The organism is Streptomyces sp. NPDC050988 (assembly GCF_044456225.1).
GTDB lineage: Bacteria > Actinomycetota > Actinomycetes > Streptomycetales > Streptomycetaceae > Streptomyces.
In genome coordinates this window covers 568,783-594,997 of sequence record NZ_JBITFQ010000001.1, presented here as the reverse complement: position 1 = coordinate 594,997, position 26,215 = coordinate 568,783, and the positions used below count along the sequence as shown (strand labels likewise).

Below are 26,215 nucleotides of genomic sequence, written 5' to 3'. Positions count from 1 at the left end.
GGCGGCCTTCACGGACCGCCCCACCCCGATGTTCTACGGGATCGACAGGGATCCGTCGCGCTGGGGCGGAATCGCCACGCCGTTCTGCTGGAGGGCGACGGTGCGCGCGGGAGAGGGGATGCGGATGCCCTCCACGTGGTACCGCTTGTGCAGCCGCTTCACGAACTCGTGCTTGATCCGGTACTGGTCGCTGAACTCCCCGACACCCAGGATGACGGTGAAGCTGATCCGCGAGTCCCCGAACGTGTGGAAGCGGATGGCGGGTTCGTGCTCCGGAACCGCGCCCTCGATCTCCGTCATGACCTCGGTGACGACCTCGGAGGTGACGCGCTCGACATGGTCGAGGTCACTGTCGTAGCCGACGCCGACCTGCACGGTGAGCGTCATCTCCTGTTCCGGACGGCTGAAGTTGGTCATGTTGGTGCTGGAGAGCTGGGCGTTCGGGATGATGACGAGGTTGTTGGAGAGGTTGCGTACGACGGTGTTGCGCCAGTTGATGTCGACGACGTACCCCTCCTCCCCGCTGGTGAGGCGGATGTAGTCGCCGGGCTGGATCGTCTTCGAGGCGAGGATGTGGATGCCCGCGAAGAGGTTGGCGAGGGTGTCCTGGAGGGCCAGGGCGACCGCGAGACCGCCGACGCCGAGGGCAGTGAGCAGCGGCGCGATGGAGATGCCCAGGGTCTGCAGGACGACCAGGCAGCCCATGGCCAGCACGACGACCCGGGTGATGTTGACGAAGATCGAGGCCGATCCCGCGACCCCGGAGCGGGACTGGGTGACGGCCCGCACCAGCCCGGTGATCACGCGGGCCGCCGTGATGGTGGCGGCGAGGATGAGCAGGACCGTCAGGATCTGGTTGACGGTGTGGTTGACCTTGCCGGTCAGCGGCAGCGCCGCCGCGGCGGCCGCGATGCCGCCCGTGAGGGCCGCGACCGGTATCAGCGCGCGCAGCGCGTCGACGAGGACGTCGTCGCCGCTCCAGCTGGTGCGGGTCGCGTGCTTGCCCAGCCAGCGCAGGAGGAGGCGCAGCAGGACGCCCGCCGCGAGCCCGACGGCCAGCCAGACACCCGCGACGATCCAGTCGTGCACAGTGAGGTCCCGGTTCACCAACTGCCTCCCGTCGTGCCACGAAGGGCGTTCACGCCCGGTATGTGATGTGTCGTCACCTTGTTGCCACCTGCTGCTCGATTCCTGGATGTACGACCCCACCGGGAACGTCAAGTCGTTGACCGGCGGGTTCGCTCATCTTGCTACATGCGCACAGGTGTTCCGTGCCAGGACCGCTCGGGTCAGGCCATCTCCCACCAGTACCGCCGCCAACTCGCCATGCCCGCAGGCATGTTGGCGTCTTCCTCGCCTCTTCCCCTCCTCGGACGAGTGCCGAGGCCCCCTCGTCCTCCGGCCCGGCGGGCGGCCCCCGGCCCGTTGAGGATCCCGCCCCAACTTGGCCTGGATACGTCGTCGGGGACGCTCAGTTCTCGCCGAACGAACCGTGCCGCCCCGCACCCGCCGAGAACCGCGCCGCCCCCTCAAGGCTCTCCTCCAACACACCTGTCCCGTGACGGAATTCACCCCGCATGGCGGCGCGCTCGTTCAGCCCCTCCTGGTCGAGGACGGAAGCGCGGTCGCCGCGGAGACAGGCCTGCGGGAAGCGGGCGATCGACGCGGCCAGGGCCTCCGCCTCCGCACGGGCCCGGCCCGACGGGACGACCCGGTTCGCGAGGCCCATCTCGTACGCCTCGGGTGCCGCCACCGGGCGGCCGGTCAGGATCATGTCCATCGCCCGGCCGGTGCCGATGAGACGGGGGAGTCGTACCGTGCCGCCGTCGATGAGAGGCACACCCCAGCGGCGGCAGAAGACCCCGAAGACCGCGTCCTCCTCGGCGACCCGCAGATCGCACCAGAGGGCCAGCTCCAGACCACCCGCCACGGCGTGGCCCGCGACCGCGGCGATCACCGGCTTCGACAGCCGCATCCGCGTGGGGCCCATCGGGCCGTCGCCGTCCTCCGCCACATGGCTGCCGCGTTCCGTGCCGAGCGCCTTGAGGTCCGCGCCCGCGCAGAAGGTGCCGCCCTCACCCCACAGCACCGCCACCCGGGCCGTCTCGTCGCTCTCGAACGCGCGGAACGCGTCGGCGAGGTCGGCCGCCGTGGGACCGTCCACCGCGTTGCGGACCTCGGGGCGGGAGAGGACGACGGTGGTGACGTGTTCCTGACGCTCGATCCGGACCGGCATCGCTCGGACCCCTTCGTGTGGCGACCTGGTGTGGCGACCTCGTGTGGCGACGCCAGCAGGTTACTCCCCAGTCACACGGGCGGGTTCAGGCCGCCCCCGTCAACTTTCGGGCGGTATGGGAAGGGTGGTTTCCGGCCCGGCGGCCGACGCGCTCAGATCATCTTCAGCCGCACGAGCGCACCGAGCGTCAACGCCCCCGGCAGCAGCGGCAGCCACACCGTGATGATGCGGTAGGCGAGCACCACCGCCGTCGCCACCGCCACCGGACCGCCCGCCGCCACCAGCGCCAGGATCAGCGCGGCCTCCACCGAGCCGATCCCGCCCGGCGTCGGCACCAGGGCGACCGCCACCGTGGCCGCCAGATACGCGAGCGCCATGTGCAGCGGCGGCACCGGCAGGCCGAGCGCCTGCCCCACCGCGGCCAGCCCGGCCGCCTGGAACATCGGGAAGGAGAGCGAGCCGCCCCACAGCGCGAGCGCGCGGGCCGGCCGCGTGTGCACGGACCGGGCCTCGCCCAGCGCGGTCCGCAGGAAGGTGAACACGACCGTACGCACCCGTCGGACGAGCAGAAGCACCGTCACCGCGACGCACACCACCGCTCCGACCACGAGCAGCAGCGGGCCGACCGCCCCGTCCGGCAGGAGCGCGCCGACCCGCAGTGCGTCGGGGAAGGCGATCAACAGGGCCAGCAGCAGCCCGACCCGGGCGATGGACTCCGCCAGGAGATAGAGCGCGAGCGCGGCCGACGAACGGGCCAGCGGCACCCCGCACACCGTCATGAACCGCAGATTCACGGCACTCGCGCCAAGACCGGTCGGCAGCAGATGGTTGGCGGCGCCAGCAGCGAACTGCGTGGCCAGCAACCGCCGTTTGGGCAGCCGTTCGACGAGTGCGCCCTGCCGGGTGACGGCGGCAGCCACCCAGGTCAGGCAGGTCGCGGCGACCGCGGCGAGCAGCCACGGCCACTTCGCCGACGCCAGATGCCCGAAGCCCTCCGCGAGCACGGACCGGTGCTGCACCGCCACCACGGCCACGAGGGCGAGCGGGAGCAGGCACAGGATCTGCCGGACCGGAAGGCGTCTGGCGAAGCCCTGGGGAAAGCGTTCGACCGTCACATCGGGAGAGGGTTTCCACACCGCACCAACGTGGGGTTGCGGGCACGGGGACAGCGGCTGACACGCGGGGCACGGCAGAGGGTCGCCGGGCCCGGTGAGGGACTTGGTGCCGGTGGGCGCGGCTGTCCCGGTGGGATCCACTGTCCCGGTGAGGGGAGTGGGCTCGGTCAATGTCATCGATCACCCCTTGACCTCAAGATTGCTTGAGGTTCTACGGTCGGTCCCATGAGTATGGAGACCACAGCCTGGACGCAGCTCCACAGCGTCATGAACGCCGAGCAGGAACGCCGCCCCTTCGCCCGGGCGACCCTCCGTCGCATCGCCGGATTCGCCCGCCCGCACCGCCGCCGAATCGCCCAGTTCGTGGTCCTCAGCGTGGTGACGGCGCTGCTCGCCGTGGCCACCCCGGTCCTCGCCGGACGCGTCGTGGACGCGATCGTGTCCGGCGGCGACGAGAGCACGGTCGTACGACTCGCCCTGCTCATCGCCCTGATCGCGTTCGCGGAGGCCGCGATCGGACTGGTGGGCCGCTGGCTCTCGGCGAACCTCGGCGAGGGACTCATCCTGGATCTGCGGACAGCGGTCTTCGATCATGTACAGCGCATGCCGGTCGCGTTCTTCACACGCACTCGTACGGGCGCGCTCGTCAGTCGACTCAACAACGACGTGATCGGCGCCCAGCGGGCGTTCAGCAACACCCTCTCCGGAGTGGTGAGCAATCTGGTGACCCTGCTGCTCACCCTCGCCGTGATGCTCACCCTGTCCTGGCAGATCACCCTGCTCGCGCTCGTACTCCTCCCGGTGTTCGTGGTGCCCGCCCGCCGGATGGGCAGCCGGATGGCGAAGCTCCAGCGCGAGGCGGCCGACCTCAACGCGTCCATGGGCACCCGGATGACCGAGCGCTTCTCCGCGCCCGGCGCCACCCTGATCAAGCTCTTCGGCCGACCGGGCCAGGAGTCCGCGGAGTTCGCGGTGCGGGCCCGGCGGGTGCGGGACATCGGCGTGCGCACGGCGATGGCGCAGACCGCGTTCATCACGGCCCTGACCCTCGTCTCCGCCCTCGCGCTCGCCCTCGTCTACGGACTCGGCGGCTGGCACGCCCTGCGCGGCAGCCTGGAACCGGGCGCGGTCGTCTCGCTCGCCCTGCTCCTGACCCGCCTGTACGCGCCGCTGACCTCCCTCGCCGGCGCCCGCGTCGAGGTCATGAGCGCCCTGGTCAGCTTCGAGCGGGTCTTCGAGGTCCTCGACCTGAAGCCGCTGATCGACGAGAAGCCGGACGCCCGCGCGGTCCCCGAGGGCCCGGCCTCCGTCGAGTTCACCGACGTCCGCTTCGCCTACCCGTCCGCCGACAAGGTCTCCCTCGCCTCCCTGGAGGAGGTCGCCGCACTCGACACCCGCGGCGGCGCCGAGGTCCTGCACGGCGTCTCCTTCCGAGCCGAACCCGGCCAGACCGTCGCCCTGGTCGGCTCGTCCGGGGCGGGCAAGTCCACGGTCGCGTCACTGCTGCCACGGCTGTACGACACCGACGAGGGCTCCGTACGCATCGGCGGCGTCGACGTCCGTGACCTGAGCGCCGAGTCGATGCGGGCCACTCTCGGCATGGTCACCCAGGACGGCCACCTCTTCCACGACTCGGTCCGCGCCAACCTGCTCCTCGCCCGGCCCGACGCCGACGAGAACGAACTGTGGGACGTCCTGCGCCGGGCCCGCCTCGACGACCTCGTACGCTCCCTGCCCGACGGCCTCGACACGGTCGTCGGCGAGCGCGGCTACCGCCTCTCCGGCGGCGAACGCCAGCGCATGACCATCGCCCGGCTGCTGCTGGCCCGTCAGCGGGTGGTCGTCCTCGACGAGGCGACGGCCCACCTGGACAACACCTCCGAGGCCGCGGTCCAGGAGGCTCTCGCCGAGGCCCTCCAAGGACGCACCGCACTCGTCATCGCCCACCGGCTCTCGACGGTACGGGCCGCCGACCAGATCCTCGTCGTCGAGGCGGGCCGCATCGTGGAACGCGGCACCCACGAGGAACTCCTCGCGGCGAACGGACGGTACGCGGAGCTGTACCGGACGCAGTTCGAGAAACCGGCACGCGCCGACGGGCCAGAGGAGAACGTGTCCTCGAACGGCACGACCGAGGAGGTTACGACCGAGGACGGCGTGACGGAGATCCATGTGACGGAGGAGGCGGTGGCATAGGCATCGCGCACGACGGCCGCCTTACCTGACGGCGTGGGCGCGTACCCGCTTGCCGGGACGCGCCCCCTCCTCACCCCAGGAGCAACGCTCATGGCAGTGCCCGCCGACCGGTAGTGGCCGGCGGGCAGTTCTCGGTCGCCTCAGCGTCGCGCCCGCGGCCTCCGCCCCGCGCCCCGCGGCCGGTCGGCGAAACCGGGCCGGTCGTACGCCTCCAACTCCCCCGCATCAGCCCGCAGGGGGTGGCCCGCGCCACGCTTCGTGGCGTCGGCGACCGGGCGGTGATGGTGACGCCTCGGTGCCGGCCGGTATCGCCCGCCTCGAAAGTCCGGGTCCCACTTGGTGAACCTCTCCATTCCCCCGTACGTAGCCCGTGCAGTGCCCGCGGCGATCCCGTGGGCCACCCATCGTCGACGGACAGGAACGGATGGACTCAATGATGAGATCTAGGACCGCGACGCGACTCCCGCTCGACCGTCCCGCCCGCTCGCTCAGCAGACGCGGGCGTTCGCTGGGCGTGGCGCTGGCTCTCGGTGCGTTACTGGCGTCGGGCGCGACAATGACCCTTGCCGCTCCGGCGGTTGCTGCGGCGGGTGACGTCCGCTGCCCGTCCGCGGACTGCGTGAGTATCGCGCCGGCGGCCGGCTCCCCGGTTGCCATCGCCCCCGACAACGCGGGCGCTGTGTATCTGGCGTACTCGGGCGGCGATCTGCTCAAGCTCGACCTGGCCAGCGGAGCGCTCACCACGGTCACCACCGGTCTGGGCAACCTCCGCGGGGTGGCCGTCGACGGCGGCAGCGCGTACATCACCAACTTCGACGGCATGCTTCAGCAGGTCGACCTCGCCACCGGCAGTCGCCGTACCCTGGCGTCCGGTCTGCCCTCGCTCTTCGGCGTGGCCCGTGTCGGCACCACCACCTATGTCACCGACGGCAAGGGAGAGATCGTCGCCGTCCCGGACGGCGGTACCGCACGCGTGGTGGCCACGGGGCTCGGTTTCTCCTACGGCCTCGCGTTCGACAAGGCGGGGCTCGCCTACACCGCGGACATGATGGCCGGCCGCATCCTGCAGACGAACGTGGCCACCGGCGCGACGCGTGTGCTGGCCGGCCAGGCCTACGAACCCACGTCGATCTCGGTCGGCGGCGACGGTCTGGTCTACTTCATGGTCGCCGGCGAGGTGAAGCGGGTGAACGCCGCCACCGGGGTGCAGTCCCACGTCACCAACATCGTCGGGATCAACTCCTTCAGCTTCTCGCTGGCGGCGTCCGGGGACGCGTACACCAGCGGTGCCGGCCACGACGGACTGTGGCGGATCTCCGGCCTGACGTCGCGATGAGGCGGTAGCACCTCGCCCGGCGGTCCGGAACGCCGGACGATGATCACGGAAGGGGGCCCGGCGGGAATTCTCCCGGCCGGGCCCGTTTCGAGCCGCACGAAGAACCGGTGCTCGCAGTGGCGAAGGTCACGACTGTCGGTCAAGCCCGATGCGTAGGCTGGTCGAACCGTCGTCGGGCACGGGTCTGAGAGAGCGAACGCTGCCCGTGCGCGCGACTCTTCGTAAGGTAAGGAAACAGCCCTTGACCTGCAAAAACGCAGGCAGGGAGCCTAGGTCCGGGAGTCTGTCCATGCTGCGCACCATGTTCAAGTCCAAGATCCACCGTGCCACGGTCACCCAGGCCGATCTGCACTACGTGGGATCCGTGACCATCGACGCCGAGCTCCTCGACGCCGCAGATCTGCTGCCGGGAGAGCTGGTGCACATCGTCGACATCGACAACGGCGCACGCCTGGAGACGTACGTCATCGAGGGGGAGCGCGGGTCCGGAGTCATCGGCATCAACGGAGCTGCGGCACATCTCGTGCACCCCGGAGACCTGGTGATCATCATCAGTTACGCTCAGGTCTCCGACGCCGAGGCCCGGACGCTGGGCCCGCGGGTCGTGCACGTGGACGCCGGGAACCGGATCGTGGCCCTCGGCGCGGACCCGTCCGAGCCGGTGCCGGGCTCGGACCAGGAGCGCAGCCCGCAGGCCGTCCCGGCCTGACCGCCATCCGCATCGGCATCCGCAAGGAGAGACCATGAGCGAGATCGCGATCCGCGACGACCGGGCGGCCGGCCGTCTGGAGGCGTACGCCGGTGACGAAGTCGTCGGCCACATCGAGTACTTCGTCCTCGAAAGCCCGGGTCGCGCGCTCGTCCCGGTCCACACGATCGTGGAGCCCGCCCACGAGGGCAAGGGCATCGCGGGCTCCCTCGCCCGCGAGCTGTACGTCATGTCGGCCCGCGAGGGAGTCCCGGTCGCCCCGCTCTGCCCGTACGTCGTCAAGTGGGCCGCACGCCACCCCGACGAGGCCCCGTCGGCCGACCCCGAGCTGCTGAGCGCGGCGAAGGCATGGCTGGCCGCCCACCCGGGCCGCTTCTGATGAGCCGGCTCGCCCTGCTGCACACCTCGCCCGTCCACATCCCCGTCTTCGACGCGCTCCGCGACGAGGACCACCCGGCCCTGGAACTACGGCACTTCGTGTCTGAGGAGCTCCTGGAGCGGGCCCGGGCGGAAGGACCGGAGGCGGTGGCCGTCGAGGTGCGCGCGATGCTGGACCGGGCCGTCGCCGACGGGGCGGTGGCGGTCCTCTGCACCTGTTCCACCATCGGCGCGGTCGCCGAGGCCGCCCGCCCCGGTGTGCCCGTGCTCCGGGTGGACCGTCCGATGGCGGCCGCGGCGGTGGCGACCGGCCCGCGCGTCGTCGTGCTCGCCACGGTGGAGAGCACCCTCGGCCCGACGGTGGCCCTCGTCGAGGAGGAGGCCGCCCGCGCGGGATCCCCGACCGCCGTACGCACCCTGCTGGCCGCCGACGCCTGGGACCACTTCGCGGCGGGCGACATGGACGCGTACGCCCGGGCCGTCGCGTCCGCCGCCGACAGCGTCACGGACGCCGACGCGATCGTCCTCGCCCAGGCCTCGATGACCCCGGCCCAGCACCTCACCACGACAGCCGTACCGGTGCTGTCCAGCCCGCGCCCCGGCCTGGCCGCGGGAGCGGTGGCGGCCGGCGGGGCGTAGGCCCACCTGGTCCCTCGTTCGTCCCGCGACGGGGTGAGTGGGCGCGCGGGGCACGGGTACGCGTGGGAGAAGTCCAGGGCCGACGTACCGACTGGCTGGAGGACGCCATGACGCACCCGTACCCCGACCCCGTGAAGCCGGGCCCCACACCGGGCCCGGGCCCCGACCACCCCCAACCCTTCCCGGAACCGGACCCGGTCCCGTCCCCCAAACCCCACCCGGTCCCAGAACCGTCCCCGTCCCCCGTGCCTCAGCCCCCCGATCCGTCCCCGGCCCCATCGCCGGAGCCCCAGCCGGATCCTCTGGGCTGAGCCGCCACAAAAGATCGGGTTGGGGGGGGGGGGGGGGGCGCCCCCCCCCCCCCCCCCGCCAGGGGGGGGGGGGGGGGGGGCCCCCCCCCCCCCCCCCCCCCCCCCCCCCCCCCCCAGCCGCCCCCGCCCCCCGCGCGGCCCCCCCGGCGGTAACATGGGGGCTCCCCCCCCAAAAACTAGGGGGTGCCGCGGTGGGGAAAACCCCCCCGGGCCAACCCGATCTTTCAGGGGCGCGGGGAACTGCGCCACCAGCCCCCACACACCCGCAGCCCGAACCCGAACCTCAGCCCGCAACCTCGGACCGGTCCCCGCCCCACAGCGTGTGGAACGACCCCTCCCGGTCGGTCCGCCGATAGGTGTGCGCCCCGAAGAAGTCCCGCTGCCCCTGAGTAAGCGCCGCAGGCAACCGCTCCGCACGCAGCGCGTCGTAGTACGCCAGTGCCGCCGCGAACCCGGGCGTGGGCACCCCCTGCTGCACGGCGGAGACGAGCACGGCCCGCCAGTCGTCCTGCGCGGCCGCGATCTCCTGCGCGAAGGTCTCGTCGGCCAGCAGGCTGGGCAGATCGGAGCGCGTGTCGTACGCGGCGCGGATCCGGTCGAGGAAGGCCGCGCGGATGATGCACCCGCCACGCCAGATCGCGGAGACCGCGCCCAGGTCGACGTTCCAGTCGTACTCGGCGCTGCCGGCCGCGATCTCGTGGAAGCCCTGCGTGTAGGACACGATCTTCGACGCGTACAGCGCCTGCTCCACCTGGTCGGCGAAGGCCGCGGCCTCGGCCTCGCTCAGCGCCGTGGCCTTGGGCCCGGCCAGGTCCCGCGAGGCCTCACGCAGCTCGGTGTGACCCGACAGGGACCGCGCGAAGACCGCCTCGGCGATGCCCGACACGGGAACGCCCAGGTCGAGGGCGATCTGCACGGTCCACCGCCCCGTGCCCTTCTGCTCCGCCTGGTCCTGCACCACGTCCACGAAGGCCTTGCCCGTCGCCGCGTCCACGTGGGACAGGACCTCGGCGGTGATCTCGATCAGGTAGGAGTCCAGCCGCCCGGTGTTCCAGGTGCGGAAGATGTCCGCGATCTGCGCGGGGGAGTAGCCGGCCACGTCACGCAGCAGCTGGTACGCCTCGCCGATCAGCTGCATGTCGGCGTACTCGATGCCGTTGTGCACCATCTTCACGAAGTGTCCGGCGCCGTCGGGGCCGACGTGCGTGACACACGGGGCGCCGTCGGCGGCCTTCGCGGAGATCTTCTCCAGCATCGGGCCGAGCGACTCGTACGACTCCACCGGACCGCCGGGCATGATGCTCGGGCCGTGCAGCGCGCCCTCCTCGCCGCCGGAGATGCCCGCGCCGACGAAGTGGATGCCCTGCTCGCGCAGTTCGCGCTCCCGGCGCCGGGTGTCCGCGAAGTGGGCGTTGCCACCGTCGATGATCATGTCACCGGGCTCCAGGAGCGGGGCGAACTCCTGGATGACCGCGTCGGTCGGCTCGCCGGCCTTCACCATGATCACAAGGCGCCGCGGGCGTTCCAGCGCGGCCACGAACTCCTTGGCGGTCTCCGTCGCGACAAAGGTGCCCTCGCTGCCGAACTCCTCCACCAGCGCGTGCGTACGCGCCGCCGTCCGGTTGTGCAGGGCGACCGCGTATCCGTTGCGCGCGAAGTTACGGGCGAGATTGCGCCCCATGACCGCGAGTCCCGTGACGCCGATCTGGGCTGAAGTGCTCATACGGTTGGCTCCTAGAGGTGCTGAATCGGTAGTGCCGGTCCTGCCTGCCAGTTTGCCCCACCGACCATCCTGACTTGCAGGTTCGCCGACCGCACATCCTGACTTTCCGACGGTGTGTACGCAGCGGAGCCGCCCCTGCCTCAGTGCCCCGCCGAACTTCGCCGTCACATCTGCCCCGGGCATACGCGTCGACAGCCGCCAACGAAGGTCGATTCCTGGTCACTTGGCGGGATAGGGCGGCCGATTGCCCCCTTGTCACGGCCTGTTAGGAGCGTTTACTTTTGCGGCTCCTGACGCTTGTCGAGGGGGCACCTTCATGGCCGTACGCGGCCGGCACCGCCGGTATCAGCCGAACAGGATCAACCGCGCCTCACTCACCGTCACGGTGGGCGGCGCCGGGATGGCGATACCGCTCATCGGTACCGGCGTCGCGAACGCGGCAGACGTGGACACCTGGAACAAGGTGGCCGCCTGTGAGTCCACCAACAACTGGAAGATCAACACGGGCAACGGCTACTACGGCGGGCTGCAGTTCACCCAGTCCACCTGGGAGGCGTACGGCGGCAGGGCCTACGCGGCACGCGCCGACCTCGCCACCAAGGACCAGCAGATAGCCGTCGCCGAGAAGGTCCTCAAGGGCCAGGGCCCCGGCGCCTGGCCGACCTGCTCGGTACGGGCGGGCCTCACCCGCGGCGGCGACACCCCCGACATCAACCCCTCGGGCAAGTCCACGCAAACGCCCAAGCGCACCGTCCGCGACGTACAGCCGCAGACCACGCCCCAGTCGCAGGCCGGTACCGCCGAGATGTACACGGTCGTCCGTGGCGACACGCTCTCGGGCATCGCGGGCGCACGCGAGGTCCCAGGCGGCTGGCGGCAGTTGTACGACGCCAACCGCAGGATGGTCGGCGCCGACCCGGACATGATCGTTCCCGGTCAGCGGCTGAGCCTGAAGCCGAAGGCGTCGCCGGACGCGGGATCCACCTCCGACACGTCGGAGAAGACGGAGAAGAAGCCCAAGGCCAAGGAAAAGGCCCAGGCCAAGGCGAAGGTCGAGGAGAAGTCGGAGAAGAGGACCCAGTCGACCACGCGCGGCCTCACCGCCCCGGTGAGCGCCGGTACGGGAACGCCGTATCACGCGGCGGGTTCCTCCTGGTCGAAGGGCTACCACACGGGCGTCGACTTCCCGGTGCCCACCGGCACGTCCGTCAAGTCGGTAGGCGCGGGCAGCGTCGTGACCGCGGGCTGGGGCGGTTCCTTCGGCTACCAGGTGGTGATCCGGCACGGCGACGGCCGCTACACCCAGTACGCCCATCTGTCGGCGATCTCCGTGAAGGCCGGGCAGAGCGTGGTGACCGGCCAGCGCATCGGCCGCTCCGGGTCCACGGGCAACAGCACGGGCCCGCATCTGCACTTCGAGGTGCGGACGGGGCCCGGTTTCGGCAGCGACGTAGATCCGGTCGCCTATCTGCGCGCGGGTGGCGTCACGATTTGACGCTGGAGCGGACCACGACCGGGGCGGGGAGCAACGGCAGGAAGGGAAGGCCGTAGTACCCGCCGCGGGGCCAGGACGGTTCGTCGATGCCCTCGATGTCGTCCGGCGTGTCGCCGGGCGGCGGGGGGCCGTTGGACCCCGGCGGCGGCAGGAGCGAGTCCTGCCGCGCCGAGGCGGAGGCGAACATCCCGGCGTGCGCGAGCGTCTCCTCCCGGGTGCGCGTCTCGTCCCGTACCCCCGCCGAGACCACCAGCCGCTCCGCCGGGACAAGCTGCTCCGGTAGAGCGCGGTCGGGAACGGCGGCGGGCTCCTCGACGCGGCTCGGCTCGGCGGCCGCCGGTCCCGGCTCGGTCCTGACGGCCGCGTCCGCCATCGCTCCGGCCACTGCCTGGACAGGCACGGGTGCAGGTGCGGGTACGGACACCGGAGTCGTACGCTCCGAACCGCTGATACGTTCCGTCGTGAGCAGGATCAGGCCGCCCGCGGCGACGACCCCGCAGCCCAGCGCGAGGGCGGTGCCCGTCTCGCCGTAGCGGAACGTCTCGCCGAACATCGTGATACCGACAGCCGCGGCCACGATGGGGTTGATGACCGTCAGCGTGGCCAGCGGCGCGGCGAGTCCGGCGCCCCGGTAGGAGGCCTGCGACAGGAGCATTCCGGCGGTCGCCAGGACACCGATCACGGCGAGGCTCGGCACATCGGCGAGCGAGACGCCGCCCGTCCAGTCGACCGCGACCGTCTTCGTGAACACCGACGACATACCGAAGGCGACACCCGCCGCGGTCGCGAGCAGCACGCTGCGCACGGCCGGGTGCCGGTGCACGGCGCGGGCGGCCATCATCAGGGCCACCACGGCACCGCCGGTGACAAGGGCCACCACCACGCGCTGGGTGCTGTTCAGGGACTGCGAGTCGGCCGTGCCGACCAGGGCGAGCAGACCGGCCAGACCGACCGTCGCCATGATGGCGCCGCGCCAGGCCGTCGCACCGGCCTTGCGGCGTACGAAGACGGCAGCCATCGGCAGCGCGAAGACGATGGTCAGCGCGCCCAGCGGCTGGACCAGGCTGAGCGGTCCGTAGGCGAGCGCCACGACGTGCAGCAGCCCGCCGAGGGCGTTGAGGCCGACCGCGATCCACCAGGCGAGCTGGCGCATGGGTGCGTACGTCGTGCCGGGCGTGTTGGCCGCGACCCGTTCCTGCACGATCGCACCGCCGGCGTACGCGACGGCGGAGACGAGAGAGAGCAGCACAGACAGCACGAGTGCGTTCATGTGTCGCTCCTCCTCTGCATGTGACGGACGTTCTCCCGAAGGCGGGGAGTCCGGTGCGGCGATCGGTCGGCTTCCATGGTTAATACGATCCCTTTTGAAAGCGCCCGTGTCGTCGTACCTGAGCAGTCATTGGGTCCTACTGCCGATGGAGTACGTCTTGGGCCTAGTCCTCCCCAGGTCGGGTGACACCGGGTACAACCCCCCTAGTGGCTCCGTTATGCCCCCTTGGTGTACTTGGTCTCCGTGAACCTCGATCCGGATCTCAATCGACTCGCCTCTCTCGAAGGTTTCTTCGCCCTGCGTACGGGACGGCCGTCGCTGCCGACCCTCGCGGAGGCGTATGGGATACGGAGTGTCACCGGAGAGTCGGATCCGCTCACTTTCCGTGTCCGTAAGGTCGTGCGGCTGCTGGACGCGCCCGAGACGCGTATCGGGGTCTCGGTGACGCAGCAGGGACTCGCCGCCCGGCTGTGGTCGGTGGCCCTGGGGTCGGCAGCCCTCTACGGACAGATTCCGGACCTCGATCCCCGGCTGGTGCGCTGGGACGCGGACGGCAGCGCGCCCGACGACCTGTGGCTGGCCGAGACGCGCGCCCTGCCCGGCGACGCGGCCACCGTCCGGCGGGTCGTACAGGACGGCCATCTCGAACCCCTCGCGGCGGCCCTGCGGGCCCGGCAGCCCGTTTCCGCGGGACTGCTGTGGGGCAACGCGGCCTCGGCGCTCGCCGGTGCCGCACGCGAACTCGACCGCTGGGCCCGCGCCAACGGCCACCCCGAGGTGGGCGACCGGGCCCGCTCACTCGCCGCCGAACTCCTCGACCACCCCGACCTGCGGGACACCGGCACCCTGAACGGCACGGCGTTCCGCCGGCGCAGCTGCTGCCTCTACTACCGGGTCCCCGGCGGGGGCGTGTGCGGCGACTGCTGCTTCGTACGGCCTCCTCGCCGACCCTGAGCACGATGGTGCCGCTCTGAGCGCGACGGTGCCGCTCTGAGCAGCGAGGTGCCGAGCCGTGCGGCATGCCTTGCCTCGCGGTCTTCCCCAAGGGCCACTTCTGGGTGACCATGTGGGAACCAACCGCTGAGACAGGGGGTTCCGGGTGCGTGTGGGACTGCTTTCCCGGGAGTACCCGCCGGATGTGTACGGCGGTGCGGGGGTTCATGTCGAGTTCCTCGCCCGGGAGTTGAGGCCCCTCACCGACCTGGACGTGCACTGCTGGGGCGAGGGCGCCGCGGGCGGAGTCGTACGCCACCGGCCCTGGCCCACGCTCGACGGCGCGAACGACGCGCTGCGCACCTTCTCCGTGGACCTCGCCATCGCCGCCGCCCTCGAAGGCCGCGAGCTCGTCCACTCGCACACCTGGTACGCCAACCTCGCGGGCCACATGGCGAAGCTGCTGTACGGCATCCCGCATGTGATGACCGCACACTCCCTGGAGCCACTGCGCCCCTGGAAGGCCGAGCAGCTCGGCGGCGGCTACGCCCTCTCCAGCTGGGCCGAGCGGACCGCCATCGAGGCCGCCGACGCCGTGATAGCCGTCTCCACGGCCATGCGCGAGGACATCCTCGGCTGCTACCCCTCCCTGGACCCGGCGAAGGTGCGCGTCGTGCACAACGGCATCGACACCTCCCTCTACGCGCCGGACCACGGCACGGACGTGATCGACCGCATCGGCCTCGACCTCGGCCGCCCGTACGTCCTGTTCGTCGGCCGCATCACCCGCCAGAAGGGCGTGCCCCATCTGCTGCGCGCGGTCCGGGACATCGACCCGGCCGCCCAGGTCGTCCTGTGCGCGGGAGCCCCCGACACACCGGAGATCGACCAGGAGTTCCGCGACCTGTTCCAGGAGCTCAGCGGCGTCCGCGAGGGCGTGCACTGGATCCCGCAGATGCTGCCGCGTCCGGACGTGATCCAACTGCTCACGCACGCCGCCGTGTTCGTCTGCCCCTCCGTGTACGAGCCTCTGGGCATCGTCAACCTGGAGGCGATGGCCTGCGGCACGGCCGTCGTGGCCTCGCGGGTGGGCGGGATTCCCGAGGTCGTCGCGGACGGCGAGACCGGGCTGCTGGTGTCCGTCGAGGACGATTTCGAGGCGCAGCTCGCGCGTGCCCTCGACTCGCTGCTCGCCGACCCGGGGGCCGCCCGGCGTATGGGCGAGGCGGGACGGGAACGGGCGGTGCGGGAGTTCGGCTGGGACGCCGTGGCCCGGCGAACCGTCCAGTTGTACGAGGAAATCCTCAAACAGGGGTAGTCCGCGGGCGCGGATCGCCCTCTCACGGGGGTAGTCCTCTGGCAGGTGTAGTTCAAGAACGTGGCCCGAACCGGGCGGTAGAGGGGCGGCGGCATGCGACGCGGTGGACCTTCGGTACTGGGAATCGTATTGGCGGGCGGCGAGGGCAAGAGGCTGATGCCCCTGACCGCGGACCGGGCGAAACCCGCGGTGACTTTCGGCGGCACGTACCGCCTCGTGGACTTCGTACTCTCCAACCTCGTCAACGCCGACATCCTGCGCATCTGCGTCCTGACGCAGTACAAGTCGCACTCGCTCGACCGGCACATCACCACGACCTGGCGGATGTCCAGCCTGCTCGGGAACTACGTGACGCCGGTCCCGGCCCAGCAGCGGCTCGGCCCCCGCTGGTACCTGGGCAGCGCCGACGCGCTCCTGCAGTCGCTGAACCTCGTGCACGACGAACAGCCCGACTACATCGCGGTGTTCGGCGCCGACCACGTCTACCGCATGGACCCGCGGCAGATGCTGACCCAGCACATCGACAGCGGTGCGGGAGTGACCGTCGCGGGCATCCGCGTGCCCCGGAGCGAGTCGTCGGCCTTCGGGGTCATCTCTCCCGGGACGGACGGCCAGAGCGTGCGGGGCTTCCTGGAGAAGCCCGCCGACCCGCCCGGCCTCCCGGACGACCCGGAGTGCGTCTTCGCCTCCATGGGCAACTACATCTTCACCACCAAGACCCTGGTGGAGGCGCTGCACCGGGACGCCGAGGACGAGAACTCCGTGCACGACATGGGCGGCTCGATCCTGCCGACCCTCACCGACCGCGGCGAGGCCCAGCTGTACGACTTCAGCCAGAACCACGTGCCCGGCGAGACGGTCCGCGATCAGGGCTACTGGCGGGACGTCGGGACCCTCGACGCGTACTACGACGCCCACATGGACCTGATCGCCGAGCGGCCGGCCTTCAACCTCTACAACCGAAGCTGGCCCATCTACACCCACTCCGGCCAGCTGTCGCCGGCCCGCTTCAACGCAGGTGGAATGGCGAGCGAGTCCATCATCAGCGCGGGCTGCCTGATCCGCGGCCAGGTCACCCGTTCGGTCCTCTCGCCGGGCGTCGTCGTCGACCCGGGCGCGGTCGTCCAGGGCTCGGTGCTGCACGACAACGTGCACGTGGGGCGGGGCGCGGTCGTGCGCGGCGCGGTCCTCGACAAGAACGTACAGGTGCCCCCGGGAGCCACGATCGGCGTCAACCCGGAGCGGGACCAGGAGCTCTACACGGTCTCCAAGGGCGGTGTGATCGGGCTCGGGAAGGGCCAGCACGTGTCGTAGCGGCCGGGCACGTTGGGCTGCCGGGGTGGCAATGGCGCGGCCCACCCCGGCGGGTCCGAGGTGACGGGCGGGCCGAGCGGTCTCATAAGTACGACCGCACGGTGATCAAGCCCGACACGGAGGACCCGCGTATGAGATGGACCGGACGCCCGCGCCCGCGTACGGCGGCGGTGATCGCTGCCGCCCTGCTCGGGCTGGTCGGCGGCCTCACCGCTCCCGCCGTCCGGGCCGCCGAGCCGGGGGAGGACCGGCTCACCGAGCTGGTCAACCCGTTCATCGGCACCCAGAACGAGGGCAACACCTTCCCGGGCGCCGCCGTGCCCTTCGGCATGGTGCAGCTGTCCCCGGACACCGGGCACAACACCGGCTACGACTACTCGCAGCGCCACATCCGCGGCTTCTCCCTCGTCCACCTGTCCGGTGTCGGCTGCCGCCTGGGCGGGGATCTGCCGGTCCTGCCGACCACGGGTGACGTCACACAGACCGACTACGCGAAGTACGCCGCCGAGTTCGGCCACGACTCGGAGAAGGCGAGCCCCGGCCACTACAATGTCGGCCTGAAGAGCGGCATCGACGCCGAGCTGACCGCCACCGCGCGTACCGGTGTGCAGCGCTACACCTTTCCGGCCACGGACAAGGCGAACGTCCTCCTGAACGCCGGCCAGTCGCTGCACAAGACGGTCTCCACGACGATCGAGATCCTCGACGACCGCACGGTACGCAGCTCGATCACCGGCAGCGGCTTCTGCCGCGCCACCGGGCCGTACACCGTCCACACCCTCACCCGCTTCGACCGGCCGTTCACCACGTCCGGCACGTGGCAGGGCGACACGGTCACCGAGGGCTCGACGCGCTCGGCCGGCACGGGCCGCAACGGCGCGTACCTCCGCTTCGACACGACGAAGGACCGCACGGTCGAGGCGACCACCGCGCTGTCGTACGTGGACGCGCGGGGCGCGGCCGTGAACCTCCGCTCCGAAGGAGGCCGCTCCTTCGACAGCGTCCGGGACTCGGCGCGGCGGGCCTGGGAGGCCCGGCTCGACGACGTACGGGTGCGAGGAGGCTCGGACACGCAACGGCGCACCTTCTACTCCTCTCTCTACCGGTCCTTCCTCGCCCCGAACATCGGCAGCGACGCGGACGGCCGCTACACCGGCTGGGACGGGAAGGTCCACCGCGAGAAGGGCTTCACCTACTACCAGAACTGGTCGCTGTGGGACACGTACCGCACCCAGGCGCAGCTCCTGGCCCTGCTCGCGCCGCGCGAGTCGCGTGACATGGCGCTCTCCGTCCTGAAGATCGACGAGGAGGGCGGCTGGCTGCCCAAGTGGGGCTACGGGACGATCGAGACCAACATCATGACCGGCGATCCGGTCACCCCGTTCCTCACCAACGCCTACCAGCAGGGCCTGCTGGACGGGCACGAGGAGGAGACCTACAGGGCGCTGAAGAAGAACGCCGACGGGGTGCCGCCCGCGGGCTCGCCCGCGCTGGGCCGGGAGGGCAACAAGGAGTACATCGCCGACGGATTCGTGCCCCGCCTCAAGGGCCGCCCGCACGCCAAGCCGGGTGATTCGGACTACGACCACGGGGCGTCCGCGACGCTGGAGTACGCCCTGTCCGACGCGATGCTCGCGCAGATGGCACGGGATCTCGGACACGAGGCGGACGCCGAGCGGTACGCCGCCCGCGCCCAGAACTACCGGCGGATCTTCGACCCCTCGACCGGCTTCTTCCGGGCACGGGACGGCTCGGGCGCCTTCACCGGCGCGGCCGATCCGGCCAGGACCGAGGGATTCCACGAGGGCACGTCCTGGCAGTACCAGTGGCTCGTTCCGCAGGACCTGCCCGGGATGATCGACCTGATCGGCGGAAGGCAGGCGGCGAACGACCGGCTCGACGCGTTCTTCGCCTACGACCAGATGATGAAGGACCCCGCGAAGACCGCCCGCGAGGTGTGGGTCAACGGGCCCTACGCCTACTACAACGCCGACAAGTACAACCCCCAGAACGAGCCCGACCTGATCGCCCCCTACACCTATCTGTCGACCGGTACGCCCTGGAAGACCACCGACGTGGTGCACGCCGCGCTGACCCTCTTCACGGACGCGCCGACCGGCATGACCGGCAACGACGACCTGGGGACCATGTCCGCCTGGCACGTCCTGTCGTCGATCGGGATCTTCCCGGTGCAGCCCGGATTCGACACCTGGGGCCTGTCCACACCGGTCTTCGAACGGGTGGACATCACGCTCGACCGCCGCTACCACCCGCTAGGCGCGCTGACCGTGACAGCCGGGCCGGACGTCTCCGACGGGCGCCGGTACATCCGGTCGGTACGTGGTGACGGGGCCGCACACGACCGTACGTACCTGACGACCGGCGAGCTGCGGGGCATCCGCGAGTTGGCCTTCACCGTGGGCGGTAAACCGTCCGACTGGGGCACGGCCCCGGACGCCGCGCCGCCCGTCCTGAAGTGACATCGCCCACTGAGCTGACCCCATAGACCACACGAGTCCCGCCACCGCCACCGGTGGCGGGACTTAATCTGCTGTTAACTGAGCGTAGCTTGATCGTACTTGACCGTAATCGCCTGCCCGGGATTGACTGCTTGCTCACCCGTCGTCGACGCGAGAGCCAAGCCCTTGACCTCTGACCTTCTCGCACCTCTCGACCTGGCGTTCTGGAACATCGAGTCCGCGGAGCATCCGATGCACCTCGGGGCCCTCGGGATCTTCGCGGCCAACTCGCCCGCTGCGGCCGCGCACGCCGCCGACCTCCTCGCGGCCCGCGCGGCCGGCGTCCCCGGGCTGCGGATGCGGATCCGCGACATCTGGCAGCCGTTCGACCCGCGGCAGCCGCTGGCCTTCGCCTTCGGTGGCGCGGCCCGCGAACCCGCGAACGACTTCGAACCCTTCGACCACATCCGACTGCACGCACCCGTCGCGGACTTCCACGCCGCCGCGGGCGCGATCATGCAACGCCCCCTGGAGCGCGGAAAGCCCCCGTGGGAGGCCCATGTGGTGCCCGGCGTGGACGGCACCTCGTTCGCCGTGCTCTTCAAGTTCCACCACGCCCTGGCCGACGGACTGCGGGCACTGACGCTCGCCGCGGCGCTCATGGACCCCATGGACATGCCGACGCCCCGCCCCCGCCCCAAGGAGGCCTCGCGCGGCTTACTCCCCGACGTGCGCAAGCTGCCCGGACTCGTCCGCGGCACGCTCTCCGACGTGGGCCGGGCCCTCGACATCGGCGCCTCCGTCGCCCGCGCCACCTGGGGCGTACGCTCCTGTGCCGCCCTGGTCTCCGAGCCGACCGGCACCCGCCGCGTCGCGGGCGTGAACGTGGACCTCGACGAGATCCACAAGATCCGCAAGAGCGCGGGCGGCACCGTCAACGATGTGCTGATCGCCGTCGTCGCCGGAGCCCTGCGCCGCTGGCTGGACGAGCGCGGCGACGGCAGCGACGGCGTGGCGCCCCGCGCCCTCATCCCCGTCTCACGGCGCCGCCCGCGCACCGCCCACCCGCAGGGCAACCGGCTCTCCGGCTACTTGATAAGGCTTCCCGTCGACGACCCGGACCCGCTCGGACGGCTCGACACGGTCCGAACGGCCATGAACCGCAACAAGGACGCGGGCCCCAACCGGGGCGCGGGCGCCGTCGCACTGCTCGCCGACCACGTGCCCGCGCTCGGCCACCGCATCGGCGGGCCCGTCGTCGGCCAGGCCGCCCGGCTGCTCTTCGACATCCTGGTCACCAGCGTGCCGCTGCCCAGCCTCGGCATGAAGCTCGGCGGCTGCCCGCTCACCGAGGTCTATCCGCTCGCGCCGCTGGCCCGCGGACAGTCCCTCGCGGTCGCGGTCTCCACCTTCCGCGGACGGGTCCACTACGGTCTCGTCGCCGACGCGGAGGCCGTGCCGGACCTCGACCGGTTCGCCAAGTCGCTCACCGCCGAGGTGGAGGAACTGCTCGCCGCCTGCACGCCCTGAAGCGCCGTTTCCGGGTCCCGTGGACCACCCGCCACGGGCCCGGAAGAGACCGGTGATCATCTCGGGTTTGGTGCCTTTGCCCTGGGCTCCGTAAAATTCCGCCTTCGAAAGCGAGCGCGGTTCGAGCGCGGCGCGGAACCTTAGGAACGGCAACGGCGATGACGGTGACAGAGGACAGCCAGGCGGCCCCCGCCGTGGACACGGCTAAGGCTCCGGAGGGCTCGTACGGTCCCGGCATCGACCCGGAGCGGCTGGCCGTCTGCCTCAGCGTGCTCGACGAACTCGAGAAGATCGAGGTCGACCACCCCGACGCCATCGCCGTGCGCCGCGCCACCGCCGGCGTCTACCGCACGGTCAAGCAGCGCCGCCGCCAGGAACGCCGGGCCGCCAAGACCGCCCACGACAAGGCGGTCACCGAGTCCACGGCCACCGGCTCCGCCCAGCGCATCGACGACGAGACCGAGGGCATCCTGCCGTCATCGGTGACGGACGAGGGCCAGATCGCGGGGATACTCCAACGTCCCCGCTCCTGCTACATCTGCAAGGCGCGGTACGTCGAGGTCGACTACTTCTACCACCAGCTCTGCCAGAACTGCGCCGCCGAGAACCGCGCCCGCCGCGACGCCCGCGCCGACCTCACCGGCAAGCGGGCGCTGCTCACCGGCGGCCGCGCCAAGATCGGCATGTACATCGCCCTCCGGCTGCTCCGGGACGGCGCGCACACCACGATCACCACGCGCTTCCCGAACGACGCCATTCGCCGCTTCAAGGCCATGCCCGACAGCGACGAGTGGATCGGCCGCCTGAAGATCGTCGGCATCGACCTGCGCGACCCCGCCCAGGTCGTCGCGCTCGCCGACTCGGTCTCCGCCGAGGGCCCGCTCGACATCCTGATCAACAACGCCGCCCAGACCGTACGCCGCTCCCCGGGGGCCTACAGCGAGCTGCTCGCCGCCGAGTCGGGGCCGCTGCCCGCCGGTGAACTGCCGCCCGCCGAGGTGATCGGCACGTTCGGCTCCGGAGCGGTGTCCGCGCTTCCGGTCGCCGGGGGTGGCGCGCTGACCGCCGACGACGTCACTGGCCTGGCCCTCGTCTCCGGCTCGGCGTCCCTTGAGCGGATCGCGGCCGGTACGGCGATCGACGCGGGCGGCCTCGTGCCCGACCTGCACGACACCAACAGCTGGATCCAGGCCGTCGAGGAGGTCACGCCGGTCGAGCTGCTTGAGGTCCAGCTCTGCAACTCCACCGCGCCGTTCATCCTCATCAGCCGGTTGCGGGCGGCGATGTCGGCCGCCGGGGCCGACCGCACGTACATCGTGAACGTCTCCGCCATGGAGGGCGTCTTCAACCGCGGCTACAAGGGTGCGGGCCACCCGCACACCAACATGGCCAAGGCCGCGCTCAACATGCTCACGCGCACCAGTGCCCAGGAGATGTTCGAGAAGGACCGCATCCTGATGACCGCCGTCGACACCGGGTGGATCACCGATGAGCGGCCGCATCCGGACAAGATGCGGCTCGCTGACGCGGGCTTTCACGCGCCGCTCGATCTGATCGACGGGGCGGCTCGGGTGTACGACCCGATCGTTCGGGGGGAACAGGGTGAGGACCTGTTCGGGGTGTTCTTGAAGGACTACGCGCCCGGTAAGTGGTGAGTCTGCGGGTGTGTGGGGGCTGGTCGCGCAGTTCCCCGCGCCCCTATCGGGGCGAGGCCCCTGGGGCCCGTGCCCGCAGCTGGTCGTGGACGGTGTACGGCGTGGTCGTCGCTGCCGCGCGCACCCTCGTGCCGCCGTCCACCAGCAAGTCCGTCCCCGTGATCCACTCCGCCGCGTCCGAGGCCAGCCAGGCCACCGCGCGGGCGATGTCCTCCGGTTCGCCGATGCGGCCCAGGGGGAGTGCGGCCGCGAGTTCGTTCTCGGCCTGTTCCCATACGAAGCGGGCCATCTCGGTGCGGACGAGGCCGGGGGAGACGGAGTTGACCCGGACCCCGGGGGCCAGTTCGCCCGCGAGTTGCTGGGTGAGGTGGAGGAGGGCTGCCTTGCTTGTGCCGTAGGCGCCCACGTTCGGGCCCACGTGTGTCGCGCCCTCGGTGCAGATGTTGATCACCGAGCCGCCGTGGTCGGCCATCCAGGCCCGCCACGCGTACTGGACCAGCCGCAGTGGTGCCTCGACGTTGACCGTGAACGCCTCGCGCCAGAGGTCCGGGTCGGCGTCCATGAGCGGGCCGTACGGCTGGTTGGTCGCCGCGTTGTTCACCACGATGTCGATACGGCCGAACTCGTCCATCGCCAGCTCGGTCAGCTCCCGCAGATGCGCCGGATCGGCCACGGTGCCTGCCAGCCCCACGGCACCCAGCTTCGCGGCGGCCCGGCGTACCCCCTCGGCGTCCCGACCCGTGACACACACCCGTGCCCCCGCGGCCACGAGCCCCTCGGCGACGGCCAGCCCGATCCCGCGCGAGGCCCCGGTGACGACGGCGACCCTGCCCTGAAGTCCGTACGGCGACGTCATCCGCGTACGGTCTCATGACGGATCGTCAGTCAACAGACCTCCGCTGGACCGTGCTTGAGTGGCGGGCGCGGGCGTGTGGGCGTCAGCCGACTGTCCTGGGTCGTGCGTGACGTGCCGCGACCAGCTCCAGCACCGTGCGCCAGTCCTCCAGGACCCCGGCATCGAGGCCGGACGCCCACGAGGCCTCGTCCGCCTGTCGCAGGATCTGGACGTCCTCCATGACCGGGTCGTCCTCCCACCCGTCCCTGTGGAGGCGGACGAGACGGGAGACGCGCTCGCCGAGCAGCGGGCGAACCGTGTCGGCCGCGTGGTCGGCGTGCGCCGCGACATCACCGGGCCGCAACAGCTGCCCGATGACATGCACCAGGCCCGCCACCTGGAGTTCCTTGTCGGCGGGGCGACTTCGGCGCAGTAGCGCCGCGGTCTGCAGCGCGTGATCGTGGAGATCGACCGGAGCGCCGCCGTGACCGGCGGAGTTCCGGGAACCTCGGCAGGCGTGCAGCAGATCCATCAGCTCTTCGACACTGCGCAGCTCCATGCGCCAGTCCTCCCTGCGGGCGAGAAAGGCCGTTGCCACGCGTCAGCAGATCATGGCCAGCTTTCGACCGAGCCAACGGGAACTGAACTGCGAGCCGTGGAATGCCCGGGATGCCCCGCCCCGCCCGGCTCCACCCCGCACCGCCTGCCCCGGGCCGCGGTTCCCGGGACGGGCAGTGCTGTCTCTCGGCGGCCTCGGCTCAGTGCCCCCGGTCGATCCACTCCTGAAGGTGCGGGGCCTCGGCGCCGACCGTCGTCGAGTCGCCGTGACCCGTACGGACCACCGTCTCCGGGGGCAGGGCGAGCAGCCGCTTCCGGATCGACTCGACGATCGTCGGGAAGTGGGAGAACGACCGGCCCGTCGCGCCCGGGCCGCCCTGGAACAGGGTGTCCCCGGTGAAGACCGTGCCCAGCTCCGGGGCGTACAGGCACACGGCGCCCGGCGCGTGGCCCGGCGTGTGCAGGACGGTCAGCTCCACGCCCGCCACGGAGAGCTGCTGCCCGTCGGTGAGCTCGCCGTCCGGCAGACGGTCCGGGTGGGTCTGCTGCCACAGGGGGAGGTCGTCCGGGTGGAGCAGGATCGGAGCGCCCGTGCGGGCCGCGAGGGCGGGGGCCGCGTCGATGTGGTCGTTGTGGGCGTGGGTGCAGACGATGGCCCGCAGCGTGCGGTCGCCGAGCGCCTCGGCGATGGCGTCGGCGTCGTGCGCCGCGTCGATGACCACCGCCTCGGAGTCGTCACCCACGATCCAGACGTTGTTGTCGACGTCCCAGGTGCCGCCGTCCAGGCTGAAGGTGCCCGACGTGACCAGATGCTCGATACGGGCGGCCATCACAGCATCACCACCGAGCGCAGTACGTCGCCCTGATGCATGCGGTCGAAGGCCTGCTCCACCGCGTCCAGTTCGATCGTCTCCGTCACGAAGGCCGCCAGGTCGAGGCGCCCCTGCTGGTGCAGGTCGATCAGCATCGGGAAGTCGCGCGAGGGCAGGCAGTCGCCGTACCAGGACGACTTGAGGGCGCCGCCGCGGCCGAAGACGTCCAGCAGGGGCAGCTCCAGCTTCATCTCGGGCGTCGGCACACCGACCAGGACCACCGTGCCCGCGAGATCCCGGGCGTAGAACGCCTGCTTGTACGTCTCGGGGCGGCCAACCGCCTCGATGACGACATCGGCGCCGAAGCCGCCGGTCAGCTCGCGGATCGCCTCGACGGGGTCCGTCTCCTTGGAGTTGACCGTGTGGGTGGCGCCCATCGTGCGGGCCTTCTCCAGCTTCCGGTCGTCGATGTCGACGGCGATGATCCGCGCGGCGCCGGCGAGGTTCGCGCCGGCGATCGCCGCGTCCCCGACGCCGCCGCAGCCGATGACGGCCACCGAGTCCCCACGGCCCACGTTGCCGGTGTTGATGGCGGCGCCGATGCCGGCCATCACGCCGCAGCCGAGGAGGCCCGCGACCGCGGGGGACACGGACGGGTCGACCTTGGTGCACTGGCCGGCCGCGACCAGGGTCTTCTCGGCGAAGGCGCCGATGCCCAGGGCGGGGGAGAGCTCCGTGCCGTCCTCCAGGGTCATCTTCTGCTTGGCGTTGTGCGTGTTGAAGCAGTACCAGGGGCGGCCGCGCAGACAGGCACGGCACTGGCCGCACACCGCACGCCAGTTGAGGACGACGAAGTCACCGGGCGCCACGTCGGTGACGCCCTCGCCGACCGCCTCCACCACACCGGCCGCCTCGTGGCCGAGAAGGAAGGGGTAGTCGTCGCTGATGCCGCCCTGCTTGTAGTGCAGGTCGGTATGACAGACCCCGCAGGCCTGCACCTTCACGACGGCCTCGCCGGGACCCGGGTCCGGGATGAGAATCGTCCGGATCTCCACCGGTTCGTTCTTACCGGGGGCGATGACACCGCGTACCTGCTGGGCGGCCATGTCGGGCTCCTTCGCGTGGACAATGGGGCGTTGATCATGTTGGCACAGGGCCGGTCGAGTGGATCCGAGCCTGTGGACAACCGAGTGAAACACGCCCGACCGGGGCCTGAACGGACCCTGAAAGACTTCAGACGGTTACACCTAGTTTTCAGCCCCATCGAGCGGACGCCCGCTCATTTGGTTACCCTGTACGGGACGGACAGCTTATTTGGGTCCCACCCACACCCACGGTCCGTCCCGGGACAAGCCGGTCACCACGGCCTGCTCTCATACGAGTTGACCGGCGC

At 71.1% G+C, this 26,215-nt stretch carries 21 protein-coding genes; 12 read left to right on the top strand and 9 right to left on the bottom strand.

Annotation, left to right across the window (positions count from 1 at the left end; all coding sequences use genetic code 11):
• Window positions 1-33 precede the first annotated feature (33 nt).
• From ACIBEI_RS02605 to ACIBEI_RS02595, 3 genes are all read right to left on the bottom strand, one after another.
• A complete protein-coding gene (locus ACIBEI_RS02605) occupies window positions 34-1,107 on the bottom strand; it encodes a mechanosensitive ion channel family protein (RefSeq protein ID WP_398884286.1) in 1,074 nt (357 codons plus the stop codon).
• A 364-nt stretch (window positions 1,108-1,471) separates the two neighbouring features.
• Window positions 1,472-2,236 (bottom strand): crotonase/enoyl-CoA hydratase family protein, encoded by a 765-nt coding sequence (locus ACIBEI_RS02600; RefSeq protein WP_398884284.1) that lies wholly within the window; start codon window positions 2,234-2,236, stop codon window positions 1,472-1,474.
• Between the two features lie 152 nt (window positions 2,237-2,388).
• Window positions 2,389-3,351, bottom strand: coding sequence for a YbhN family protein (locus tag ACIBEI_RS02595; protein ID WP_398884282.1), 963 nt, complete (start codon window positions 3,349-3,351; stop codon window positions 2,389-2,391).
• 231 nt (window positions 3,352-3,582) lie between these two features.
• Here ACIBEI_RS02595 and ACIBEI_RS02590 point away from each other — a divergent pair, with 231 nt between their 5' ends.
• The 5 genes from ACIBEI_RS02590 to ACIBEI_RS02570 all read left to right on the top strand — a co-directional run bounded on the left by ACIBEI_RS02590 (window position 3,583) and on the right by ACIBEI_RS02570 (window position 8,609).
• Window positions 3,583-5,547, top strand: coding sequence for an ABC transporter ATP-binding protein (locus ACIBEI_RS02590; protein WP_398885083.1), 1,965 nt, complete (start codon window positions 3,583-3,585; stop codon window positions 5,545-5,547).
• A gap of 436 nt (window positions 5,548-5,983) precedes the next feature.
• Window positions 5,984-6,883 carry a hypothetical protein gene (locus tag ACIBEI_RS02585; RefSeq protein ID WP_398884280.1) on the top strand — a complete coding sequence of 300 codons (900 nt, stop codon included), beginning with the start codon at window positions 5,984-5,986 and terminating at the stop codon, window positions 6,881-6,883.
• A gap of 289 nt (window positions 6,884-7,172) precedes the next feature.
• The gene (gene panD, locus ACIBEI_RS02580; RefSeq protein WP_398884278.1) at window positions 7,173-7,592 is read left to right on the top strand and encodes an aspartate 1-decarboxylase; all 420 of its coding nucleotides are present in this window, start codon (window positions 7,173-7,175) and stop codon (window positions 7,590-7,592) included.
• Window positions 7,593-7,626: 34 nt separating this feature from the next.
• Window positions 7,627-7,971 carry a GNAT family N-acetyltransferase gene (locus ACIBEI_RS02575; RefSeq protein WP_398884276.1) on the top strand — a complete coding sequence of 115 codons (345 nt, stop codon included), beginning with the start codon at window positions 7,627-7,629 and terminating at the stop codon, window positions 7,969-7,971.
• A complete protein-coding gene (locus ACIBEI_RS02570) occupies window positions 7,971-8,609 on the top strand; it encodes an aspartate/glutamate racemase family protein (RefSeq protein ID WP_398884274.1) in 639 nt (212 codons plus the stop codon). The genes ACIBEI_RS02575 and ACIBEI_RS02570 overlap by 1 nt, the downstream gene beginning before the upstream one ends.
• A 594-nt stretch (window positions 8,610-9,203) precedes the next feature.
• Here the strand turns inward: ACIBEI_RS02570 and gndA are convergent.
• On the bottom strand, window positions 9,204-10,643 hold the full coding sequence (gene gndA / locus ACIBEI_RS02565) for an NADP-dependent phosphogluconate dehydrogenase (protein WP_398884272.1): 1,440 nt from the start codon (window positions 10,641-10,643) through the stop codon (window positions 9,204-9,206).
• 316 nt (window positions 10,644-10,959) lie between these two features.
• Here gndA and ACIBEI_RS02560 point away from each other — a divergent pair, with 316 nt between their 5' ends.
• Window positions 10,960-12,138 (top strand): transglycosylase family protein, encoded by a 1,179-nt coding sequence (locus tag ACIBEI_RS02560; RefSeq protein ID WP_398884270.1) that lies wholly within the window; start codon window positions 10,960-10,962, stop codon window positions 12,136-12,138.
• Here the strand turns inward: ACIBEI_RS02560 and ACIBEI_RS02555 are convergent.
• Window positions 12,128-13,408, bottom strand: a complete 1,281-nt coding sequence (locus ACIBEI_RS02555; protein ID WP_398884268.1) for a DMT family transporter — start codon at window positions 13,406-13,408, stop codon at window positions 12,128-12,130. The genes ACIBEI_RS02560 and ACIBEI_RS02555 overlap by 11 nt on opposite strands.
• Window positions 13,409-13,633: 225 nt before the next feature.
• Between ACIBEI_RS02555 and ACIBEI_RS02550 the strand changes: the two genes are divergently transcribed.
• The 6 genes from ACIBEI_RS02550 to ACIBEI_RS02525 all read left to right on the top strand — a co-directional run bounded on the left by ACIBEI_RS02550 (window position 13,634) and on the right by ACIBEI_RS02525 (window position 22,617).
• Complete coding sequence (locus tag ACIBEI_RS02550) at window positions 13,634-14,362, top strand: (2Fe-2S)-binding protein (RefSeq protein ID WP_398884266.1); 729 nt, start codon at window positions 13,634-13,636, stop codon at window positions 14,360-14,362.
• A 145-nt stretch (window positions 14,363-14,507) separates the two neighbouring features.
• A complete protein-coding gene (gene glgA, locus ACIBEI_RS02545) occupies window positions 14,508-15,659 on the top strand; it encodes a glycogen synthase (RefSeq protein ID WP_398884264.1) in 1,152 nt (383 codons plus the stop codon).
• Between the two features lie 93 nt (window positions 15,660-15,752).
• Window positions 15,753-16,973 (top strand): glucose-1-phosphate adenylyltransferase, encoded by a 1,221-nt coding sequence (glgC, locus tag ACIBEI_RS02540; RefSeq protein ID WP_398884262.1) that lies wholly within the window; start codon window positions 15,753-15,755, stop codon window positions 16,971-16,973.
• Between the two features lie 131 nt (window positions 16,974-17,104).
• On the top strand, window positions 17,105-19,453 hold the full coding sequence (locus ACIBEI_RS02535; protein WP_398884260.1) for a GH92 family glycosyl hydrolase: 2,349 nt from the start codon (window positions 17,105-17,107) through the stop codon (window positions 19,451-19,453).
• Window positions 19,454-19,618: 165 nt separating this feature from the next.
• The gene (locus ACIBEI_RS02530) at window positions 19,619-20,962 is read left to right on the top strand and encodes a wax ester/triacylglycerol synthase family O-acyltransferase (protein ID WP_398884258.1); all 1,344 of its coding nucleotides are present in this window, start codon (window positions 19,619-19,621) and stop codon (window positions 20,960-20,962) included.
• Window positions 20,963-21,120: 158 nt separating this feature from the next.
• Entirely contained in the window at window positions 21,121-22,617 is a 1,497-nt protein-coding gene (locus ACIBEI_RS02525; RefSeq protein ID WP_398884256.1) for an SDR family NAD(P)-dependent oxidoreductase, read from the top strand.
• Between the two features lie 43 nt (window positions 22,618-22,660).
• Here the strand turns inward: ACIBEI_RS02525 and ACIBEI_RS02520 are convergent, their stop codons facing one another.
• The 4 genes from ACIBEI_RS02520 to ACIBEI_RS02505 form a co-directional block, all read right to left on the bottom strand.
• Window positions 22,661-23,473 (bottom strand): SDR family oxidoreductase, encoded by an 813-nt coding sequence (locus tag ACIBEI_RS02520; RefSeq protein WP_398884254.1) that lies wholly within the window; start codon window positions 23,471-23,473, stop codon window positions 22,661-22,663.
• Window positions 23,474-23,555: 82 nt separating this feature from the next.
• Complete coding sequence (locus ACIBEI_RS02515; RefSeq protein WP_398885081.1) at window positions 23,556-24,011, bottom strand: HD domain-containing protein; 456 nt, start codon at window positions 24,009-24,011, stop codon at window positions 23,556-23,558.
• Window positions 24,012-24,210: 199 nt separating this feature from the next.
• Window positions 24,211-24,840 (bottom strand): MBL fold metallo-hydrolase, encoded by a 630-nt coding sequence (locus ACIBEI_RS02510; protein WP_398884252.1) that lies wholly within the window; start codon window positions 24,838-24,840, stop codon window positions 24,211-24,213.
• On the bottom strand, window positions 24,840-25,928 hold the full coding sequence (locus tag ACIBEI_RS02505; protein WP_143634622.1) for an S-(hydroxymethyl)mycothiol dehydrogenase: 1,089 nt from the start codon (window positions 25,926-25,928) through the stop codon (window positions 24,840-24,842). Before ACIBEI_RS02505 ends, ACIBEI_RS02510 begins: the two co-directional genes overlap by 1 nt.
• Between the last annotated feature and the right edge of the window lie 287 nt (window positions 25,929-26,215).

Excerpts from the sequence above, each read along its gene's own strand:
- ACIBEI_RS02600 (WP_398884284.1), bottom strand. The coding sequence starts at position 2,236 with ATGCCGGTCCGGATCGAGCGTCAGGAACACGTCACCACCGTCGTCCTC.
- ACIBEI_RS02590 (WP_398885083.1), top strand. The coding sequence starts at position 3,583 with ATGGAGACCACAGCCTGGACGCAGCTCCACAGCGTCATGAACGCCGAG.
- ACIBEI_RS02585 (WP_398884280.1), top strand. The coding sequence starts at position 5,984 with ATGAGATCTAGGACCGCGACGCGACTCCCGCTCGACCGTCCCGCCCGC.
- panD (WP_398884278.1), top strand. The coding sequence starts at position 7,173 with ATGCTGCGCACCATGTTCAAGTCCAAGATCCACCGTGCCACGGTCACC.
- ACIBEI_RS02575 (WP_398884276.1), top strand. The coding sequence starts at position 7,627 with ATGAGCGAGATCGCGATCCGCGACGACCGGGCGGCCGGCCGTCTGGAG.
- ACIBEI_RS02570 (WP_398884274.1), top strand. The coding sequence starts at position 7,971 with ATGAGCCGGCTCGCCCTGCTGCACACCTCGCCCGTCCACATCCCCGTC.
- gndA (WP_398884272.1), bottom strand. The coding sequence starts at position 10,643 with ATGAGCACTTCAGCCCAGATCGGCGTCACGGGACTCGCGGTCATGGGG.
- ACIBEI_RS02560 (WP_398884270.1), top strand. The coding sequence starts at position 10,960 with ATGGCCGTACGCGGCCGGCACCGCCGGTATCAGCCGAACAGGATCAAC.
- ACIBEI_RS02555 (WP_398884268.1), bottom strand. The coding sequence starts at position 13,408 with ATGAACGCACTCGTGCTGTCTGTGCTGCTCTCTCTCGTCTCCGCCGTC.
- glgC (WP_398884262.1), top strand. The coding sequence starts at position 15,753 with ATGCGACGCGGTGGACCTTCGGTACTGGGAATCGTATTGGCGGGCGGC.
- ACIBEI_RS02535 (WP_398884260.1), top strand. The coding sequence starts at position 17,105 with ATGAGATGGACCGGACGCCCGCGCCCGCGTACGGCGGCGGTGATCGCT.
- ACIBEI_RS02525 (WP_398884256.1), top strand. The coding sequence starts at position 21,121 with ATGACGGTGACAGAGGACAGCCAGGCGGCCCCCGCCGTGGACACGGCT.
- ACIBEI_RS02520 (WP_398884254.1), bottom strand. The coding sequence starts at position 23,473 with ATGACGTCGCCGTACGGACTTCAGGGCAGGGTCGCCGTCGTCACCGGG.
- ACIBEI_RS02515 (WP_398885081.1), bottom strand. The coding sequence starts at position 24,011 with ATGGAGCTGCGCAGTGTCGAAGAGCTGATGGATCTGCTGCACGCCTGC.
- ACIBEI_RS02510 (WP_398884252.1), bottom strand. The coding sequence starts at position 24,840 with ATGGCCGCCCGTATCGAGCATCTGGTCACGTCGGGCACCTTCAGCCTG.
- ACIBEI_RS02505 (WP_143634622.1), bottom strand. The coding sequence starts at position 25,928 with ATGGCCGCCCAGCAGGTACGCGGTGTCATCGCCCCCGGTAAGAACGAA.